20 protein-coding genes and 1 riboswitch are annotated in these 20,690 nt (G+C 29.0%); of the genes, 14 read left to right on the forward strand and 6 right to left on the reverse strand.

Annotation, left to right across the window (positions count from 1 at the left end; translation table 11 throughout):
- Window positions 1-2 precede the first annotated feature (2 nt).
- Complete coding sequence (gene argF / locus ABXT72_RS00510) at window positions 3-932, forward strand: ornithine carbamoyltransferase (protein WP_415278399.1); 930 nt, start codon at window positions 3-5, stop codon at window positions 930-932.
- Here argF and ABXT72_RS00515 read toward each other — a convergent pair.
- Window positions 924-1,463 carry a c-type cytochrome gene (locus tag ABXT72_RS00515; RefSeq protein WP_415278400.1) on the reverse strand — a complete coding sequence of 180 codons (540 nt, stop codon included), beginning with the start codon at window positions 1,461-1,463 and terminating at the stop codon, window positions 924-926. The two genes, argF and ABXT72_RS00515, sit on opposite strands and share 9 nt — an antisense overlap.
- Before the next feature lie 103 nt (window positions 1,464-1,566).
- Here ABXT72_RS00515 and kdsB point away from each other — a divergent pair, with 103 nt between their 5' ends.
- The 5 genes from kdsB (at window position 1,567) to recR (ending at window position 5,895) form a co-directional block, all read left to right on the forward strand.
- Window positions 1,567-2,307, forward strand: coding sequence for a 3-deoxy-manno-octulosonate cytidylyltransferase (gene kdsB, locus ABXT72_RS00520; protein ID WP_415278401.1), 741 nt, complete (start codon window positions 1,567-1,569; stop codon window positions 2,305-2,307).
- 2 nt (window positions 2,308-2,309) lie between these two features.
- Entirely contained in the window at window positions 2,310-3,140 is an 831-nt protein-coding gene (locus ABXT72_RS00525; protein WP_415278402.1) for a prephenate dehydratase domain-containing protein, read from the forward strand.
- A gap of 144 nt (window positions 3,141-3,284) precedes the next feature.
- A complete protein-coding gene (dnaX, locus tag ABXT72_RS00530; RefSeq protein WP_415278403.1) occupies window positions 3,285-4,958 on the forward strand; it encodes a DNA polymerase III subunit gamma/tau in 1,674 nt (557 codons plus the stop codon).
- A 3-nt stretch (window positions 4,959-4,961) separates the two neighbouring features.
- Window positions 4,962-5,279: a YbaB/EbfC family nucleoid-associated protein gene (locus ABXT72_RS00535; protein ID WP_415278404.1), complete on the forward strand. Its 318-nt coding sequence runs from the start codon at window positions 4,962-4,964 to the stop codon at window positions 5,277-5,279.
- Between the two features lie 4 nt (window positions 5,280-5,283).
- Window positions 5,284-5,895, forward strand: a complete 612-nt coding sequence (gene recR, locus ABXT72_RS00540) for a recombination mediator RecR (RefSeq protein ID WP_415278405.1) — start codon at window positions 5,284-5,286, stop codon at window positions 5,893-5,895.
- Here the strand turns inward: recR and ABXT72_RS00545 are convergent.
- Window positions 5,882-8,083 carry a malate synthase G gene (locus tag ABXT72_RS00545; protein WP_415278406.1) on the reverse strand — a complete coding sequence of 734 codons (2,202 nt, stop codon included), beginning with the start codon at window positions 8,081-8,083 and terminating at the stop codon, window positions 5,882-5,884. The two genes, recR and ABXT72_RS00545, sit on opposite strands and share 14 nt — an antisense overlap.
- 70 nt (window positions 8,084-8,153) lie before the next feature.
- Window positions 8,154-8,241, reverse strand: a riboswitch (glycine riboswitch).
- 91 nt (window positions 8,242-8,332) lie between these two features.
- Here ABXT72_RS00545 and ABXT72_RS00550 point away from each other — a divergent pair.
- Window positions 8,333-9,439, forward strand: a complete 1,107-nt coding sequence (locus ABXT72_RS00550; protein ID WP_415278407.1) for an acetyl-CoA carboxylase carboxyltransferase subunit alpha — start codon at window positions 8,333-8,335, stop codon at window positions 9,437-9,439.
- On the opposite strand, the gene secA is transcribed toward ABXT72_RS00550, so the two are convergent.
- A complete protein-coding gene (gene secA / locus ABXT72_RS00555; RefSeq protein ID WP_415278408.1) occupies window positions 9,434-11,980 on the reverse strand; it encodes a preprotein translocase subunit SecA in 2,547 nt (848 codons plus the stop codon). The genes ABXT72_RS00550 and secA overlap by 6 nt on opposite strands.
- A 65-nt stretch (window positions 11,981-12,045) precedes the next feature.
- Here secA and argJ point away from each other — a divergent pair, with 65 nt between their 5' ends.
- A complete protein-coding gene (gene argJ, locus ABXT72_RS00560; protein ID WP_415278409.1) occupies window positions 12,046-13,347 on the forward strand; it encodes a bifunctional glutamate N-acetyltransferase/amino-acid acetyltransferase ArgJ in 1,302 nt (433 codons plus the stop codon).
- A 41-nt stretch (window positions 13,348-13,388) separates the two neighbouring features.
- Complete coding sequence (locus ABXT72_RS00565) at window positions 13,389-13,820, forward strand: DUF1178 family protein (protein ID WP_415278410.1); 432 nt, start codon at window positions 13,389-13,391, stop codon at window positions 13,818-13,820.
- Here ABXT72_RS00565 and ubiG read toward each other — a convergent pair.
- Window positions 13,817-14,539, reverse strand: coding sequence for a bifunctional 2-polyprenyl-6-hydroxyphenol methylase/3-demethylubiquinol 3-O-methyltransferase UbiG (gene ubiG, locus ABXT72_RS00570; protein WP_415278411.1), 723 nt, complete (start codon window positions 14,537-14,539; stop codon window positions 13,817-13,819). The genes ABXT72_RS00565 and ubiG overlap by 4 nt on opposite strands.
- 65 nt (window positions 14,540-14,604) lie before the next feature.
- Between ubiG and ABXT72_RS00575 the strand changes: the two genes are divergently transcribed.
- The 5 genes from ABXT72_RS00575 to ABXT72_RS00595 are packed head-to-tail and all read left to right on the forward strand — an operon-like array spanning window position 14,605 to window position 19,335.
- The gene (locus tag ABXT72_RS00575; RefSeq protein WP_415278412.1) at window positions 14,605-15,816 is read left to right on the forward strand and encodes an aspartate kinase; all 1,212 of its coding nucleotides are present in this window, start codon (window positions 14,605-14,607) and stop codon (window positions 15,814-15,816) included.
- Window positions 15,817-15,819: 3 nt separating this feature from the next.
- Window positions 15,820-16,920, forward strand: coding sequence for a flavodoxin-dependent (E)-4-hydroxy-3-methylbut-2-enyl-diphosphate synthase (ispG, locus tag ABXT72_RS00580; protein ID WP_415278413.1), 1,101 nt, complete (start codon window positions 15,820-15,822; stop codon window positions 16,918-16,920).
- 5 nt (window positions 16,921-16,925) lie between these two features.
- Window positions 16,926-17,999, forward strand: a complete 1,074-nt coding sequence (gene prfA / locus ABXT72_RS00585) for a peptide chain release factor 1 (protein WP_415278414.1) — start codon at window positions 16,926-16,928, stop codon at window positions 17,997-17,999.
- A gap of 1 nt (window position 18,000) precedes the next feature.
- Entirely contained in the window at window positions 18,001-18,843 is an 843-nt protein-coding gene (gene prmC, locus ABXT72_RS00590; RefSeq protein WP_415278415.1) for a peptide chain release factor N(5)-glutamine methyltransferase, read from the forward strand.
- Between the two features lie 15 nt (window positions 18,844-18,858).
- Window positions 18,859-19,335: a DUF4167 domain-containing protein gene (locus ABXT72_RS00595; RefSeq protein ID WP_415278416.1), complete on the forward strand. Its 477-nt coding sequence runs from the start codon at window positions 18,859-18,861 to the stop codon at window positions 19,333-19,335.
- Window positions 19,336-19,337: 2 nt separating this feature from the next.
- On the opposite strand, the gene ABXT72_RS00600 is transcribed toward ABXT72_RS00595, so the two are convergent.
- Window positions 19,338-19,817: a M23 family metallopeptidase gene (locus ABXT72_RS00600; RefSeq protein ID WP_415278417.1), complete on the reverse strand. Its 480-nt coding sequence runs from the start codon at window positions 19,815-19,817 to the stop codon at window positions 19,338-19,340.
- The gene (locus tag ABXT72_RS00605) at window positions 19,817-20,635 is read right to left on the reverse strand and encodes a hypothetical protein (protein ID WP_415278418.1); all 819 of its coding nucleotides are present in this window, start codon (window positions 20,633-20,635) and stop codon (window positions 19,817-19,819) included. Before ABXT72_RS00605 ends, ABXT72_RS00600 begins: the two co-directional genes overlap by 1 nt.
- Between the last annotated feature and the right edge of the window lie 55 nt (window positions 20,636-20,690).

Here is a 20,690-nt window from a genome sequence, read left to right on the forward strand (position 1 = left end):
AAATGAAACATTTCATCAACCTTAAAGACATATCTTCAGTAGACTTAAAAAAGATTGTCACTGATGCAAAAAAAAGAAAACAAAAAAGAAAAAATTATAACACTCTAGAAATCGATAAAGACAAACCTTTAAAAGGTAAATTACTTATTCAAATGTTTGAAAAGGCAAGTTTGAGAACGCGATTGAGTTTTTATCTTGCAATAAAACAATTAGGTGGAGGAACTATAACTCTTAGAGCTAACGAATTGCATTTAGGAAAAGGTGGAGAAAGTCTAGCAGATACAGCAAAAATCTTATCAACTTATGGAGACGGTTTTATGCTGAGAAGTGATAGTGATGAAAAAATAGCAGAATTTAGTAAATATTTAAAGATACCTGTAATAAATGGTTTAAGCCCATCATCTCATCCAACTCAAGTGCTATCAGATATTTTTACAGTTGAAGAAATTAAAAAAAAATCTATTTCTAAATTAAATATTTGTTGGATTGGAGATTCAAATAATGTTTTAAATAGTTTGATTGCTGCTTCAGTTAAATTTTCTTTCAATCTAAACATTGGCTGTCCTAAGAGCTATGAGCCTAAAAAATTTGTATTAGATTGGGTTAAAAAAAATAAAAGAAAAATTAATATTTTTAATGATGCTAAAAAAGCAGTTAAAAATGCTGATGTAATTTTTTCAGACAAGGTGATTTCATTGAATGATAAAGTTAATAAAAATAAAAAAATTAAAGATTTTAAAAACTTCCAAATTAATTCAAAATTGATGAGTTTTGCCAAAAAAGACACAACTTTTTTACACTGTCTTCCAAGAGGAGGTGAAGTTACAGGAGATGTTTTTTTGGGAAAAAATTCTGAAGTATGGTTACAGGCCCTGAATAGAGTGCATGTTCAAAAAAGTATTTTATTGTATTGTTTTGGGAAATTAAGGTAGCTGTTTAGGGCTATCACTGCTTTGATTTAAATATTTAATTACAGAAGCTCTGTCTTTCTCTTTTCTTAAACCAGCATATGACATTTTAGTTCCCTTTAAATAAGAAGCAGGTTTTTTTAAAAATCCATTTAATTCTTCAAATGACCATTCTTTACCATATGAAGCTAAAGCTTTAGAGTATTTATAATCATCTACTCCGCCAACTGCTCTACCAACAACATTGTATAATGCGGGGCCAATCTTATTTTTTCCACCTTTATTTATTGAGTGGCATGCCGCACATTTTTTAAAAATTTTTTCACCAGAAGCTACATCGCCTAGAGCCATTATAGCTGCAATATCTACTTTTTGTTCAACTTCAGAAACTTGAGATATTGTAGAGGCTAGTTGTCCCTCTACTTCAACTTTATATCCAGGATTTTCTGGTTTATTTACATGAAAGACACCATCTGCAATCTTTCCTAAACCGATTACAAGTAGTGCAACCATTAAAACTGCTGCAATAATTTTATTAATTTCGAACGAATCCATATAATTATTATTATTTTGCAGATATAACATGATAATTAAAAAAATACTTAATTTTTAATTTTTAATTTTGCGTCTGTTAGACGCACAAAATAGTAAATTTATAATGGCTAAAACATTAATATTAATTCCATCAAGAATGTCGGCAAATAGATTGCCAGGTAAACCACTTTTAAAAATAAATAATTTATCAATGATTTCTCATGTTTTTAAAAAAGCAGAGGAAGCAAAAATTGGTGAAGTCGTAGTAGCAACAGAAGATAAAGAAATACTTGATGATGTTGAAAAAAATGGAGGCAGAGCCATTTTAACTGGTAGTACTCACAAGACTGGTACAGATAGAATTTTTGAGGCTTATGAAAAACTCAACATCAAGGATATTGATTTTATACTAAACCTACAAGGAGATGAACCAAATATTGACAAAAATGATATTATAAATTTAAATAACTTTATGATTAATAGTAGTTCAGAAATTGGAACGCTAGCAGCTGAGATTAAAAGTGATAAAATGTTAAATGATCAAAATGTAGTTAAGGTTATTACGGAGTCAAAACTAAAAAAAGATAATTTTCCAAAAGCATTAAATTTTACTAGAGATAGTTTTTCAAAAAATAATCAAAATATTTATCATCATATTGGAATCTATTCATACAAAACAAGTATATTGAAAAAATTTGTTAGTCTGGATCAAACATTAAGTGAAAAGCAAAACAGATTAGAGCAGCTAAGAGCATTAGATAATAATTTGAAAATCAGTGTTGCTTTGGCAAATTTTTCTCCTATAGGCGTAGATACAAAAGAAGATTATCTGGCTATAAAAAAAATTATGGAATATAAATCATAAAAATGAGTAAAATTTATTTTCAAGGTACATTTGGTGCATATTCACATCTAGCAGCATTAGAAATAGATCCTAAGGCAGAGGTAATTCCATGTAAAACATTTGATGAATGTTTTTTAAAAACATCTCAAGATAAAAACTCGAGAATGGTAATTCCTGAATCAAATAGAATTACAGGAAATATTGGAATCGAATATCTTATTTTTAAGTATAGGCTGAATATTTATGCTGAGCATTTTCATAAAATTGAACATAATTTATTAGGACAACCAGATAGTAATTTAAGTGATATAAAAGATGTCTATTCTCACTCTCAAGGCTTATCACAATGCTCTAAATTTATTAAAAAAAATAATTTAGTTGAACATATTCGTGCTGATACTGCTGGTTCAGCTGAGACAATTTCAAAAACAAAAATTAAAACTGAAGCAGCAATTGCCTCTTCTTTGAGTGCGGAAATTTATGATCTAAAAATACTTTCAAAAAATATTGAAAATGAAGAGGGTAATGCCACAAGGTTTTTGGTAATGGGCAATGAAGTTTTACAGCCTGATTTTGGTGACAAGAAATATATAACTTCTTTTCTATTTAAACTGAAAAGTAAGCCTGCAGCTCTATATCAATCATTAGGTGGTTTTGCTATTAATGGAGTTAATCTTACAAAGCTTCAAAGTTATCCAGAACAAAATTCATTCGAGTCATACTTTTTCTTATGTGATTTAGATGGTCACATAGATGATCCAAAAGTTCAAAAATCTTTGGAAGAATTAGGACTTCATTGTCAAGATTTTCACGTACTAGGTGTTTTTGAAGCTGATAAGTTTAGAGAAAAATAACCCAGAAACTTTTCTTGTAGAATAGAAAACATTACTGTTATAATAGTTCTGGAGGCTAGAGGTGGATACTGCTTGAACCCGACCAGATCTTAACGGAAGCAGTCGTAGAGACAGTTATTCAGGTTCTAGTCTCCTTTATATAAAATGAATAAAAATAAAAAAGTTTTAGCTTTAAAGTACAGACCTCAGACATTTAGTGACCTTATAGGACAAGATGTTGTTGCTGAAACAATTTATAATTCTATTAAGGCTAATAAAGTGCCTAATGCCTATCTTTTTACTGGAATTAGAGGAATTGGAAAAACTACTACTGCAAGGATTGTTGCAAAATCTTTAAATTGTTCAAATGGAATAGACAGTTTGTGTAAAGAAGAACTTTGTGAAAATTGTAATGCTATTTCTAACTCAAATCATATTGATGTATTGGAGATGGATGCAGCAAGCAAAACAGGGGTGGACGATGTAAGAGATCTTATTGAGTTTTCTAGATATGGCCCAACTACTGCTAAATATAAGATATTTATAATTGATGAAGTGCACATGCTTAGTAAACAAGCATTTAATGCATTGTTAAAAACTTTAGAGGAGCCACCAGAATATTTAAAATTTATCTTTGCAACAACGGAAATAAAAAAGATTCCAATTACAGTAGTCTCACGTTGTCAAAGATTTGATTTATCTAGAATTAAATCTTTAGAATTGTTTGATTTTATTAAAAAAATTAAAGAAAAAGAAAATGGTAATGCATCAGATGATGCTCTTAAATTAATTGTTAAAATTTCCGAAGGTTCAGTTAGAGACGCACTATCGTTACTTGATAGAGCTCTACTTACTTTAGATAAAGATAAAGAATTAGATCTCGCAGCCGCACAAAAAATATTTGGTTATTTTGATAAGTCTCAATTAATTGATTTGTTTGAATTAATATTTGAAGGTAAAGAAACTGAAGCTCTCAACACTTATAGAGAAATATATAATCAGGGTGTTGAACCAAAAATTTTTATTAATGATTTTTTAGAACTCTTGTATTATTTTAAAAATATCGAGTCACTAAATTTAGATGGTAATAACTTTTTATTGAATGATGAAGAATTTAATAGAATTAAGGATCTTTCAGAAAAAGTTAATGATGAAACTTTAATATTATTTTGGCAATTTACTATTAAAACGCTTGAGGAACTTGATATTGTTTCTAATCAACATTTATCAATGGAAATGTTCTTAATTAGATTAATTCATTTAAAAGGCATTAAACTAGGTAGTGACGAATACAACAAAGACAGTAGACCGTTAGCTGAAAGTGAAAACCAAACATCTTTTTCACAAAAGAAAACAAACGAAGATATATTTGGAATAAAAGATAAAGCAGAAACAATAGGTCAAATGAAAAATATTGTTCAAGAAAAAGATATCAAAGAAAAAGAAAATAATAACATTGAAACAAACCCCAGTCTTATAAATTCATTTGATGATCTATTAAAAGCATGCTCTTCTAAAAAAGAGATTAAATTAAAATATGAATTAGAAAAAAATGTTAACCTTGTAAGTTTTGAAAATAAAAGAATTGAAATTTCATTTAATGAAGATTTAGATAAAGATTTTATCAAAGACCTTTCAACAAAACTTTTTGAATGGACTAATGAAAGGTGGATAATAAGTCTCAGCAAAACCAAAGGGCAGCCATCTAAAAAAGAGGAAGAAATTAATCAAAAAAAAGAACTGATAGAAAGTGTAAAAAATTCTTCAATTTATAAAGATGTTTTAAAAAATTTCCCTGACGCAGAACTTATTGACGTTAAACCTAGAAAAGAAGATTAATGAATGACTGATTTTACAAAAATTTTAGATAAAGCAAAAGAATTAGAGGCTAAAATGAAGGAGAGCCAAGAAAAAATAAAAAACATTCAAGTAGAAGGAACATCTGGTTCAAATTCTGTAAAGGTTACTTTAAATGGTGAAAATGAAATGATAAAAATTAATCTTTCGGATGAAATATTGAAGGAAAATAAGATTATAATCGAAGATTTGATAGTGGCTGCGCATAACAATGCAAAATCAGAATTAAAATCCAAGACATCTGAAGAAATTTCTAAGTCAGCAAGTGGATTTGGTATTCCTGGTTTTAAATGGCCACTTTAAGAATATGCAAAATATTAATGAGATAGAAGAGTTAATTAAATTAATTTCTAAACTACCTGGCTTAGGTCCTAAATCTGCAAAAAGAATTGTATTAAAACTTATTAATAATAGAGATGAACTTGTAAAGCCAATGGCAAATACCCTGGCGCAAGTTTATAAAAATGTTATTAGGTGCCAAGCTTGTGGTACTTTAAAATCTAATTCCTTAGGCTGCAATAACTGTGAAAATTCAAAGGAAAAATATAATAAAATATGTGTAGTTGAAGACATTGCGGATCAATGGTCAATTGAAAATTCAAATATTTATAAAGGTTACTTTCATATTCTTGGTGGAACCATTTCCTCTGCTGGTCAGAGAAAAGAAGATCTTTTAATCAATTCATTAGTAGAAAGAGTTTCAAGAGAAAATATTGAAGAAGTTATACTTGCAACAAGTGCAACAGTTGAAGGTCAAACTACAGCTTATTACATAGAGGATAGTTTAAAAAAAACTAATACTAAGGTTACAAAACTTGCTCAAGGACTACCTGTTGGTGGCGAAATAGAAAGTCTTGATGATGGAACTTTATATTCTGCTTTTAAAAATAGAACTGGAATTAAAACTAATTCTGACTAGATTTCTTTAATAATCGATTTAGATGTAATAATGGTTCTGTGTAACCAGAAGGTTGTTCTTTTCCTTTAAAGATCAAATCACAGGCTGTTTTAAAAGCTACTGAGTTTTCAAAATTTTCAGACATTATTTCATAACTGCCTCTTCCAGAGCGAGTATAAGCACCATCATTCTTATTTTGATCATCAACAATTTTTGCCATTTTTTTCATCACTTCCATAACTTGTGATTTTGTACAAATATCGTGATGTATCCAATTAGCAATATGTTGAGAGGAAATTCTTAAGGTGGCTCTATCCTCCATCAAACCAACATTATTAATATCAGGTACTTTTGAACAACCAACTCCATGATCTACCCATCTTACAACGTACCCTAAAAGAGTTTGTGCAGAATTGGAAATTTCAGAATTAATTTCTTCCATTGACCAGTTTGGCCTATTCGCTATTGGTACTGTTAATAAATCATCAAGTTTTGCAGATTCTCTTTTTTGAATTTCTTTTTGTTTCTCAAAAATATTTATTTCATGATAATGAAGGGCATGAAGAGCTGCCGCAGTAGGTGAGGGAACCCAAGCACAATTTGCACCAGCTTTTAAATGACCAGTTTTTTGTTCCATCATTTCTGTCATTTTATCAGGCATAGCCCACATTCCTTTACCAATTTGAGCTTTGCCTGAAAAACCACATTGAAGACCAATATCAACATTATTATTTTCATAAGCACCAATCCATTTAGAAGATTTCATATCTCCTTTTTTAATCATGGGACCAGCCTCCATTGAAGTGTGCATTTCATCCCCAGTTCTATCTAAAAAACCTGTATTAATAAAAAATACTCTATTTTCAAGTGTCCTAATACACTCTTTTAAGTTTGAAGAGGTTCTTCTCTCTTCATCCATAATTCCAATTTTGCATGTATATTTTTCCAATCTTAAAACTTCTTCAACTTTAGTGAAAATTAAATCTGTAAATGAAGTTTCATCAGGACCATGCATTTTTGGTTTAACAATATAAATAGAGCCACTTCTAGAATTACCCTTCTTTTTAATATCATGAAGGCAAGCCGCTGAAGTTATAAAAGCATCCATAATACCTTCTGGTATTTCAGAACCATCTTTTAAAAGAATTGCAGAATTGGTCATAAGATGCCCAACATTTCTTATTAACAATAAACTTCTTCCATGTAATTTTAATCCCTTTCCATCTTTAGAAATATAGCTCCTATCAGGATTTAATTTACGTTCATAGGTTTTACCATTTTTTTCAAATATTGATTTTAGATCTCCCTTCATAAGACCAAGCCAATTACGATAACAAATTATTTTGTCATCAGCATCAACTGCAGCAACACTATCTTCATTGTCACAAATAGTTGAAACTGCTGCTTCAACAATAATATCACTAATTTTAGCAGGATCTTGTGTTGCGCTAAATGCCTTTGGATCTATAATTATCTCTATATGAAGATTGTTATTTTTTAGAATTATTGCAGAAGGATTATTAGCTTCACCTCTGTGGCCTATAAATTTATTTTTATCTTTTAGCTTTGTTTCTTGGTTATCTTTACAAATTATAAGTGAACCATCTTCTATTTTAAAGCCAGTTATATTTGCCCATCCCATAATTATATTCTCTAAAGGAAAATATCTTTCTAAAAAATTTCTTCCATATTTTATAACCATTTCTCCTCTTAGAGGGTCATATCTTTGTGATGCACTATCCTCAGATTGCTCTATTACATCAGTACCATACAAACTATCATACAAACTCATCCATCTTGCATTAGCAGCATTTAATGCATATCTATCATTCATAATAGGAACAACTAATTGTGGACCAGCAATACTAGTTATTTCTTCATCAACATTATCTGTTTTGATCTTAAAATCAGGACCTACTTCTTTTAAATAATCAATTTCTTTTAAAAATTTTTTATATTCCTCTAAGTTTATTTCATTGTCCTTATTTGCAATATGCCAATCGTCTATTTTTTTTTGTAAGTCTTCTCTTACTTCTAATAGGTCTTTATTTTTTGGAGCTAATTCATGAACTACTCTGTCAAAGCCTTCCCAGAATTTCTCTGAAGAAATATTCGTATCTTTAAGCAATTCTTCATTAACGAAGTTAAGCAATTTATTAGAAACTGATAGATTGTGTATTTTTGTATATTGTTCTTTCATAGCACTCATTTTACCCCATCTGTATTTTTGCCTGAGAGTTTTGCTCCATCGGCGAGATAAATCTCTTTCCAGAGTGTTATGTTTATTATCGGTCCTTTTGCCTGAGAGTTTCCGGGGTGGTTGCTCCTTCGGCGCTATTATCGAATAGTCTCTCCCAATATTAATTAAGACTACCTCTTAATAGAATTATGTCAAATATAAATTATTTAAAACATTTTATTGCCTTTTTTCTTAATTAATTAATAATTAAACAATCACATGAAAAATTATTTAAATTTTGAAACAGATATTAAAAATTTAGAGATAGAAATAGACAAACTTAAAGACCCTTATAATCAAGATGGTCTTTCGGAAGTGGATACAAAAAAAATTTCTGAGTCTCAAAAAGAGATAGATAATAAGCTACAAGAGATTTACTCTAATTTAGACCCTTGGCAAACTACCTTAGTTGCAAGACATGAAGACAGACCTAAAGCAAAATTTTTTATCGATAATTTATTTGAGGATTTTATTCCATTGTCAGGTGATAGATTTTATGGAGAAGATAAATCAGTATTAGCAGGATTTGCAAAATTTAATGAAAAATCAGTCTTAGTTATTGGTCAAGAAAAAGGGGATAGCCTTGAAAGTAGAATTGAAAGAAATTTTGGAATGATGAGGCCCGAGGGTTATAGAAAAACAATTAGATTAATGAAATTAGCAAATAAATTTAACATTCCGATAATTTCTTTTATAGACACACCCGGAGCCTACCCTGGTGTAGGTGCAGAAGAGAGAGGTCAAGCAGAGGCAATTGCTAAATCAATTGAGTGCTGCATGTCGTTAAATGTTCCAACTCTTGCAATTGTTATTGGAGAAGGTGGATCAGGAGGTGCAATAGCACTTGCTTCGTCTAACAAAGTAATCATGTTAGAAAATGCAATTTACTCAGTAATATCTCCAGAAGGCTGTGCCACTATTTTATGGAGAGACCCCAAAAGAACTTTAGAGGCAGCAAAAGCTATGAAATTATCTTCAAAAGACCTCTTAGAACTAAAAGTAATTGATGAAATTATTCCAGAACCAATTGGTGGCGCTCATAGAGATAGAGACTTAATATTAGATAACGTAAGAAAATCAATTGAAAAAAATTTGAGTGAATTTTTTAATATGAGTGGAGAAGAAATTTTTAATCATAGAAAAAATAAATTCTTGACTATTGGAAGATCTAAAGGATTCGTAAATCAATTAGATGATTTTAGCACACTTAGTATGAAAGAAAACAAGGTTAATATGTTTGTTAAAAATTTCTTTCGATCTAAGTTAAATTTAGTAGCTGTAATTGGATTAATAGTTTTATTGGGCTATTTAGTATTTTCTTTATAAAGCACCACAGCATTTTTTATATTTTTTCCCAGAGCCACATGGACAGGGTTCATTTCTACTTATTTTTTTCCCAATATATTTTGGATCAATTTTGGTTGTTTCAGGAGACTCTTTTTCTTGAGTAGGTTCTTGAACTATTTTTAAATTGATTAAAATCGTAACAAAATCCATTTTTAATTTATTCAATAAGTTTTCGAAAAGAAAAAAAGCTTCTTTTTTATACTCAACCAATGGATCTCTTTGACCATAAGATCTTAGGCCAATAACTTGTCTCAGTTGTTCAAGATATTGAATATGTGACTTCCAGTTTAAATCTATACACTGAAGAAAAATTCTTTTTTCAACTTCTTTTGCTTTTTCTTCATCCAGCATTTTAATTCTTTCATTTCTTGCTTCTAAAAATTTAGAATTAATTTTATTTTTGAATTCTTCATCTTTTAATTCAGTAACATTTTTAAATTCATTATCGTCAACACTTTTTCCTAGTAAAGTTTTTAGCTGATTATTAAATTCATTATTTTTAGTTGTTGATAGTTTTTGTGTTTTTAGAGCGATCAAATGACTAATAATTTCAGATAAAAATTCATCTGAATAATCAAAAACTTTTTCACTATTCATTACGCCATTTCTTTGAGAAAATATTACATGTCTTTGGTCATTTAAAACGTCATCAAATTTTAATAAATTTTTTCTTATATCAAAGTTTCTGGCCTCAACTTTCTGTTGTGCTCTCTCAAGTGCTTTATTAATCCAGGGGTGATCAATACTTTCTCCATCTTTTAAGCCTAATTTTTGAAGAATATTATTCATAGACTCGGAACCAAAAATTCTCATTAAGTCATCTTCTAAACTAACATAAAAAATTGAACTTCCTTCATCTCCCTGTCTACCAGCTCTCCCTCTCGCTTGGTTGTCAACTCTTCTGGATTCCATTCTTTCTGTGCCAATAACAAATAGTCCACCAAGTGATTTTATTTTATTTTTATTTTCTAAAAGTTTATCATCAGGTTGACTTCCTTTTTTTCCACCCAATTGAATATCAACACCTCTACCCGAGATACTTGTTGTGATTATAACTGAATTCATTTTTCCAGCACTTGCAATGATTTCAGCCTCATTTTCATGATTTTTTGCATTTAAAACCACATGTTTAATTTTTTCATTATTTAGTAATTTTGAATAAATTTCCGATTTATTGATGCTAGAAGTAAAAATTAATATTGGCTGATTTTGTTTGTGACACTCAAGAATTTTTTCAATGATGGCTTTATTTTTTTCTTCTTCAGTTCTAAAAATTTGATCATTCCAATCTTTTCTAATCATTTCTTTATTTGTAGGAATGATAACTACAATTAAGTTATATATTTCATAAAATTCCTGAGACTCAGTTGCTGCAGTTCCAGTACATCCTGAAATTTTATTATAGAGTTTGAAATAATTTTGATAAGTTATCGATGCTAGAGTTTGATTTTCAGCTTGAACATCTATTCTTTCTTTAGCTTCAAGTGCTTGGTGTAAGCCATCTCCAAATCTTCTTCCTTCTAATATTCTACCTGTAAGTTCGTCAATAATTTTTAATGTTCCATCTTTAACAATATAATCCCTTCCTTTTTCAAATAAATGATGAGCTCTTAAAGATTGATTTACATGGTGAACTAAACTTAAGTTTTCAGGATCATAAAAATTATTATTTTTTAGGATTCCTGCATCAGAAAATATTTTTTCTACCCTATTTATTCCTTCATTTGTAAGTAATATATTTTTATCTTTTTCATCGATCTCATAATGCTCTGGTAATAATCTTTTTATAAGTTTGTCTATCGCAAGGTATTGTTCTGTTTTGTCTTCGGCAGCTCCTGATATTACAAGTGGAGTTCTAGCCTCATCAATTAAACAAGAATCTATTTCATCAACAATAGTATAAACATGACTTCTTTGAACCATTTGCTCTTTTGAAAATTTCATATTATCTCTAAGATAATCAAACCCTAATTCACTATTAGTTGCATATGTAACATCAAAATTATAATTTTTTTTTCTTTCAAGATCATCTTGGTCGTTATTTATAAAGCCAAAAGTTAATCCTAAAAATTTATATATCTCCCCCATTTCTTGAGAGTCTCTTTTTGCAAGATAGTCATTTACAGTTACTATATGCACACCTTTTTCAGACAAGGCATTCAAGTAAGCTGCAAGACTTATTGTTAAAGTTTTACCTTCACCAGTTCTCATTTCAGCGATTTTACCCTCGTGAAGCACAACACCTCCAAGTATTTGAACGTCATGATGTCTCTCATTTCTTGTTCTCTTGGAAGCCTCTCTCACAAGTGCAAAAGCCTCAGGCAATAGATCATCTATATTTTCACCTTTATTAAGTTTATCTTTCAATTCTATAGTTTTTTTAGGGAAGTCTTCGTCACTAAGGTTTTTAATGGTAGCCTCTAAGGAGTTAACTTTTACAACTATTTTTTTAATTCTATCGAGTTCTTTTTGATTGCTAGATTTAATGAACTTTGTGATAAAATTTAAGGGATTAAGCATTTGATTTTCTGGTATATAATTAATTACAACTTTTAATATAAGTATTAAATAAATATTTTAAACACATGCCAATAAACGTTAAAAACTTTATAAACTCACTAAATTTAAAGTCAAAAAATAGCGACTTTCAAGATTTAGAACATCTAGATGGAGTTTCAATATCCACAGTTTGTGCAAACTTATACAGCAAACCTAGGGATGACTTGGTTATGTTTTATTTTAGAGACGGGGCAAACTATGCGTCTGTTTACACACAATCAAAAATAGTTTCAGAGAATATTAAATGGAATTTAAATATAAAAAGTAAAAAAATAAGTTCTCTAATTATTAACACTAGAAATGCCAATGCATTTACAGGACCAGATGGGTACAAAGGATTAAAAGAAATAGCAGAAGAAGCAGCATTACAATTAACAAAAAAACAAACTGAAGACGAAGATTTTCCAAAGAAGATATCATCAAATCAAGTCCTTTTTGGATGTACAGGAACGATTGGAGAAAAATATCCAACTGAAAAAATTAAAAAGAATATTCCAGAATTAATCAAAAAAATTAAATATACACAAAATAAATTTACGTGGATGAAAGCTGCATTAGGCATAATGACAACTGACCTACAGCCAAAAATTACCATGGAAGAATGTAAAATAGGAGATAAAAAAATTAAGATCTATGGAATTGCCAAAGGATCAGGAATGATTTTTCCTAACATGGCAACTACATTAGGTTATGTTTTTACAGATGCATATCTTTCAAACGATGTTTTAAAAAAACTATTAAAAAAAAATATCGATACAACCTTTAATGCAATTACTTGCGATGGTGACACTAGTACCAACGATATGGTTTCTATTTTTTCAACAGGAAAAGTAAAAAACCCAATCATTAAAAATATTAATGATAAAAAGATATCTAGTTTTGATAAAGCTCTACATTTAGTTTTATTAAATTTGTCAAAAAGAATAGTTAAGGATGGCGAAGGAGCTACTAAATTTATTACAATCAATATAGCTAAATCAAAAAGTGAGAAAGAAGCAAGAGTCGTAGCCTTTTCTATTGCTAATTCAAATCTTGTTAAAACAGCTATCGCAGGAGAAGATCCAAATTGGGGTAGAATAATAATGGCCATAGGAAAATCTGGAGTGAAAATAGATTTAAAAAAATTATCAATAAGCTTTGGTAGTATTAAGATTATAGAAAAAGGACAAATTTTTAAAAATTACAAAGAAAATGAAGTAGCTAGCTATATGAAGGATCAATCAATAGATATTTTGGTAAATCTAAATATGGGTTCAAAAAGCTTTACTGCCTACACAATGGATTTAACAAAAAAATATATTGAGATTAATGCTGATTATAGAAGCTAATTTGATATTGAATTAACTTTATTAATTATTAACTATAACCCATGATCAAATACAAGCTCATATGTAAAGATTGTGAAACTACTTTTGATAGTTGGTTTTCATCGTCTAAAGAATATGAAAAACTTAAAAAGAAAAAATTCTTAAATTGTCATTTTTGCAATTCCTTAAATGTTGGGAAAGGCTTGATGTCTCCTAGTGTGAACACATCAAAAAATAATTTGAAAGACATTGATTCATCTAGTGAAAAATATAAAGAAATAAAAAAAACAATTTATAAATATCAAGAATTTATAAAAAAAAATTTTGAATATGTTGGAGAAAATTTTGCTTATGAGGCAAGGTCTCTGCATTATAAGGATAAAAAAAAAGCCAAAGGTATTTATGGCACTGCAACAAAAGAAGATCTTAACGAGTTAAAGGAAGAGGGTATAAAAGCAGAAATACTACCTTGGATAAAAAACACTACAAATTAATTTTTTATAAATTTTGTAATATAATTAACAGAAGTATCACTTGTTATTTTCCAGCTATTATCTAATATATTAAAATTCATTCCATCTAATTTTTTAAGAGATAGACTGTTTTTTTTAGTTATACTTATTAGCTCACTAGGTTTAACAAATTTTTCCCAATCATGTGTTCCAATTGGAAGCCATTTTAAAATATATTCAGCACCCACTATTGCAAATACATAAGATTTTAATGTTTTGTTAAGTGTTGCAATAAACATTATTCCATTTTTTTTTAATAATTTTGAACTTTCCTTAATGAAAAAGTCTATATCATTAACATGTTCAACTATTTCCATATTTAAAATTACATCAAATCTTGTTTTACTTTTTAACATCTCTGGAGATGCAACCTTATAGTCAATCTTAAGTTTATTTTTTTTTGCATGAAATTTTGCAACCTCAATATTTTTCTTTGATGCATCAATGCCAACAACACTTGCTCCTAGTCTGCACATTGGTTCAGATAATAATCCTCCACCACAACCAATATCTAGTAATTTAATATTCTTTAAGGGCTTACCAGATGATCTAATCTTAAAATCTTTGATAATATTTTCTTTAATATATCTAATTCTTATTGGATTAAAATTATGCAATGGTTTGAATTTACCATTAGGATCCCACCATTCTTCAGCGATTTTGGAAAATTTCTCAATTTCTTTTTTATTTATTGAATTCATAATAGATGACTTGTGGACATAACAATTAAGATGTATTTTATCAAATATAAATTACATAATTATCAATGAAAACTGTTGTATTAAAGTTCGGTGGAACCTCCGTTGGAAGCATAGATAGAATAAAGAACGTAGCAAAAATTATTTCTTCTTATAAAAAGAAGAAAATGGGTGTTATTGTGGTTTCTTCTGCGATGAGTGGCACAACTAATGAATTAATAAAAAAAACAAAAGAATTGAGTAATAGCTTTGATGCAGCAGAATATGATGTTTTATTAGCAACAGGAGAGCAGGCAACTTGTGCATTAATTGCTGGTAGGTTAAAACATCTTGGTTTTAAAGCTAGATCATGGATGTCGTGGCAGCTACCAATTATTACAGAAGGACCTTATAGCTCTTCCAGAATTAGCAAAATCAATAAAGGAAAAATACTTAGTTTCATGAAATCAGGTGGAATACCTATCATAACTGGTTTTCAAGGGATTAATTTTGAAAACAGGATTACAACACTGGGAAGAGGTGGAACTGATGCGTCAGCGATAATGCTGGCAAAATTTTTTAATACTGATGCGTGTGATATCTTCACTGATGTAGATGGTGTTTATACTACAGATCCAAGAAATCATTCAAAAGCTAAAAAAATTCATAAAATTTCCTATGACGAAATGTTAGAGATGGCATCATTAGGTGCAAAGGTTATGCAACCTACATCTGTGCAAGATGCAAAACTAAATAATATTAATTTTTCAGTTAAATCTTCATTTCAAAAAAAGAAAGGTACATTAATAACTGGTGCAAAAAAAACTTTCAGTAATCAAATAATAACTGGAATTACTTCTACAAAAAATGACTCTAAAGTTACGATTGTGGGTGTTAAAGACAAACCAGGAGTAGCAGCTGCTGTTTTTAAACCATTATCACTTAATCAAATTAATGTTGATATGGTAGTTCAAAATATTTCTTTAAATGGAAAAGAAACAGACTTAACTTTTACAATTAAATCTGAGGATGTAAAAAAAACAGAAAAAATAATTAAACAAAATAAAAAAATTTCATTTAGAAAATTTACATATGATAATAATGTTTCGAAAGTATCTATTATTGGTGTTGGTATGATTACAACACCAGGAATTACCTATAGAATGTTCCAAGCATTGGCATCAAAAAAGATTAACATAATGGTTATTTCAACTTCTGAAATTAAAATTTCAGTTTTAATTTCAAATAAACAGATAAAAAAAGCAGTAGCAGTGCTTCACAAAGAATTTAAGTTAGATTAATTTATGAGTTTAAGACCATTTAGAGACATTCATAGAAAAAAAACAAAAGTTATAAATGTTGGTGATGTAAAAATAGGTGGAGATAATCCTATTTCTGTTCAATCTATGACCAACACCTTAACAACTGATATTCAGGCCACAATAAAACAAATTAATGATATTCATGAAGAGGGTGCTGACCTGGTTAGGGTTTCATGCCCAGATAGAGAATCCTCGTTAGCTCTTAAGGAGATTACAAAACATGTATCTGTTCCAATAATTGCCGATATTCATTTTCATTATAAAAGAGCAATAGAAGCAGCTGAAAATGGAGCAAAATGTTTAAGAATTAATCCAGGCAACATAGGTGATAAATTAAAAATACATGATGTACTTAGTGCTGCTAAAAATAATGATTGTTCTATTAGAATAGGTGTTAACGCCGGTTCTCTTGAAAAAGATATTTTAGAAAAATATAAGGAGCCATGCCCAGAAGCTTTAGTTGAAAGTGCACAGAGAAACATTAAGATTTTAGAAGATCAAGATTTTTTTAATTTCAAGATAAGTGTAAAATCTTCAGATATTTTTTTATCTATTGCAGCGTATCGTCAACTATCAAAAGTTACAGATTATCCACTACATTTAGGAATTACAGAAGCTGGAGGTTTTGTGTCAGGTAGTGTTAAGTCATCAATAGGTCTTGGGTCACTTTTAATGGATGGAATAGGAGATACTATAAGAATTTCTTTATCTGATGATCCCGTTAAAGAAATTAAAATTGGTAATGAGATATTAAAGTCACTTAACTTAAGAAATAGAGGTGTAAAAATTATATCTTGTCCATCATGTGCAAGACAAGCATTCCAAGTAATTGATACAGTAAAAATATTAGAAGATAAACTTTCTCACATCAAAACTCCTTTAACATTATCAATTATTGGCTGTGTAGTTAATGGACCTGGAGAAGCCGCAATGACAGACATAGGAATAACTGGAGGTGGTAAGGGTAACAATATGCTTTATTTGTCTGGTATTCAAAGTGAAAAAGTTTTATCAGAAGACATAATATCAAGAGTTGTAAGTGAAGTTGAAAAAAAAGCTGCTGAACTTGATAAAAAATTATAAATATAATGATACCTCTAAAAACTATTGAAGATTTAATATCTAAACACTCTATTTTGGAGAAAGAACTATCATCAGGTGAAGTGGATAAAAAACTTTTTGCGGAAAAATCAAAAGAATACTCAGATTTAAATGATGTAATTGATGACGCTAGAAAATATTTTTCTTATGAGGGGGAAAAAGGGGATCTGGAAAAAATAATAGGCGATTCTAGTGGTGATAATGAGTTTAAAGAAATGGCTGAAGTAGAGTTAAAAGATTTAAAATTAGAAAATGAATCCATAGAAAAAAAGTTAAAACTATTTTTATTACCAAAAGATGAAGCAGATAAAAAAAATGCAATTATAGAAATTAGAGCAGGTACGGGAGGGCTAGAGGCAAGTTTATTTGCTGCAGATCTTTTTAAGATGTATGAAAAAGTTAGTCATCAAAAAAAATGGGAATTAGAATTAATAAGCATGTCCCAGAGTGAGGCTGGAGGGCTTAAAGAAGTTATTGCATCAATTAGAGGAAAAAATATTTATTCAACATTGAAGTATGAAAGTGGAGTTCATCGTGTTCAGAGGGTTCCAGATACAGAAACTCAGGGAAGAGTTCACACTTCTGCTGCAACAGTGGCCGTACTACCGGAAGCAGAAGAGGTTGATATAAAGATAAATGATTCAGACTTAAGAATTGATGTGTTTAGAGCTGGTGGCCCAGGTGGACAATCTGTTAATACAACTGATAGTGCTGTGAGAATTACTCATATTCCAACAGGATTATCCGTATCTCAACAAGATCAAAAATCGCAACACAAAAATAAAGCAAAAGGGATGTTAATTTTAAGATCAAGACTTTATGAATTAGAAAGATCAAGAATAGAAGGTGAAAGATCAGAGGATAGAAAAAGCAAAATAGGAACTGGAGACCGCTCTGAAAGAATTAGAACATATAATTTTCCACAAGGAAGAGTAACAGACCATCGTATTAATCTAACCCTGCATAAACTTGAAGCCTTTTTAGAAGGTGAAGCCTTTGATGAAATGGTAGAAAGCTTAACGCTACAAGCACAAGAAGAAAAACTGAGCAATCTTAATTAAAATGAATATAGAAAATATTCTAAATGAAGGAATAGATGTCCTCCAAAAAAATAAGATAGCAAATGCTCAACTTGATAGTGAGATATTATTATCCAACTCGATTAAAAGAGATAAAAAGCATATTATTTTAAATCCTAAAGAAGTTTTGAACTTAGAACAATTAGGAAAATTTAAAAGTTTGATTGAAAGAAGAAAAAAAGGTGAACCAATTGCCTACTTAATAAACAAAAAAGAGTTTTGGAAAGATGAATTTTTTGTTAATAAAGATGTGCTAATACCAAGACCTGATAGTGAATTAATAATAGAACAAGCTTTAAAAATTTATTCAAAAGATATTCAATTACAAGTTCTCGATATTGGAACTGGATCTGGATGTATTCTTTTATCTATACTAAAAGAGAGATCTAATTTTTATGGAACTGGGATAGATATTTCAAAAAAAAGTATAAATGTAAGCAAATTTAACGCAAAACAACTAAACTTAACTAATCGAGTAAAGTTTTTTCACTCAAGTGTTGACAATTTTAATAATGGCAAATATGATATGATTGTTTCAAACCCTCCATATATTGAACAGTTAAGTTTAAAATATTTGGAAAAAGATGTAGTTAATTTTGAGCCAAAGTTAGCTTTAAGTGGTGGGTTTGATGGTTTTTCAAAAATCAGAAAAGTAATCAATAAGGCAAGTATTCTGATTAAGAAAAATGGTAAATTTATTTTAGAGATAGGTTTTAATCAAAAAAATAAAGTTATAAAAATATTAAAAGAAGAAGGTTTTTACGTTAACAAAGCCATAAAAGATTATGGTAATAATGATCGCTGTATAATCAGCACTAAAATTTAAATTGAAAAAAATATTATGGTAACATTTAGAAGCAATAATAGTAATAACAATAGAAGACCCCCATTTAGAAGTAATAATAATAGAAGACCTCCATTTAGAAGTAATAATGAAGGGTCAAAATTCTCTAACAATGATAATTTTCAAAGAAAAGTTCCAGGTAGAAATAATCATAATGCTGTTAAACTTATTGAAAAATACAATGATTTAGCGAGAGAAGCTTTAGCCAATGAAGATAAAATTTTATCTGAAAATTATTTTCAACATGCAGATCACTTTACAAGAGTTCAAAATGAGCAAGAAAGCCTTAGAATGGCTAGAGTAAATTCGCCTGCAACTGGAACTATTAAGCCAGTGGATACAGAAAAAAAAGTTGAAGAAGTTGTTAAAATTGAAGCTGAAACAGTAAAAAAAGAAGTGACCCAACCTGAGGTTAAAAAAGTTCCAAAAAGTATAGATAAAAAAGTAGTTGAAAAGAAAGTTGCTGCTAGTTAATTTTATCCAATAATTAATTCTGATTTTAAAACATCTAATTTAATTTTTTCTACCTCAAATATTTTTCTTTCTTTTCCTTTAAGAGTTTTACCTGAAGGCAACTTTAATTTTTGAGAGTTAACTTTTTTTCCATTTACAACTACCTCATAATGTAGATGTGGACCTGTAGATTTTCCAGTAGACCCGACATAACCAATTATCTGGCCCTGTTTTACTCTTATTCCCTCTTTTATTCCTCTAGCAAAATTTTTCATATGGGCATAAATAGTTTCATAAGTTGAATTATGTTTTATTTTAATACAATTTCCACCACCACCACACCATCTTGCTCTTGTTATCAGTCCACTTCCAGATGCCATAATAGGAGTACCCATTGGTGCTGCAAAGTCGGTTCCTCTATGCATTTTATTAAAACCATCTATAGGATGTTTTCTCATTCCAAAAGCAGAAGAAAGTCTTGCACCATTAATAGGAGTTTTCATTAATGCTTTTTCAACACTCTTACCATTTTTATCGTAGTGACCCTCACTTCTTTTTTTTCAAAATAATATAACGCATTATTTTTCCCACTTAGTTTTAGATCTGCAAAAATTATATTACCTGTTTCAAATATTTCGCCATCATTATCTTCAAACACTTCATACATAATTTGAAAATTATCATTTTTTCTAATATCTCTTTGAAAATCAACTTGGAATCCATAAATTCTTGCAAACTCAATAATCACATTTGGCTGAACATTCAAATCAATAGCTGTTTTATATAAACTTTGTGTGATTTTCCCTTCCTTAAAAACAATTTTTTTATTTAAATTTGTAATAATTATTTTTTTTTCAAAAAGGTTATTATTTAGATTTCTGGTTAATAGAATTTTTTTTGTTCTAGAAACTGGAAATAAAAAAGAAATAATCTTTTTATTATTTGATTGATCGATAGTAATTTGTATTTCAAGATTTGGTTTAAGATTATTTATATCATAATCTGAATTTATTTTTTTTTTGATTTGATTAACATCCTCATTTGGTATTGAATAATTATTTAAGATTTTATCAAACGTTTCGCCACTAGAAATTTTATGATCAATATTTTTATATCTTGGAACTAGATTATCAAAAATTTGGCTAATACTTTTTTGGAAATAAATATTATTTATTAAATTTTTGTAACTTTCATTTATTGATATTTTTTTTTCGTTATAGATCGCAGTGCTCGAAATCGTAAATAACAACAAAAAAAAAAGAAAAGTAATCTCAATATTTTTTTTTATTATTTTTATTATTTTATTTGAACTAATTATCATCTTGAATTCTGAATTATTAATTCAGTAATAACTAAAAATCAAAAAAAACCTCGTG

Origin of the sequence: Candidatus Pelagibacter sp. Uisw_094 (assembly GCF_047729535.1) — a bacterium.
Taxonomy (GTDB): Bacteria; Pseudomonadota; Alphaproteobacteria; order Pelagibacterales; family Pelagibacteraceae; genus Pelagibacter.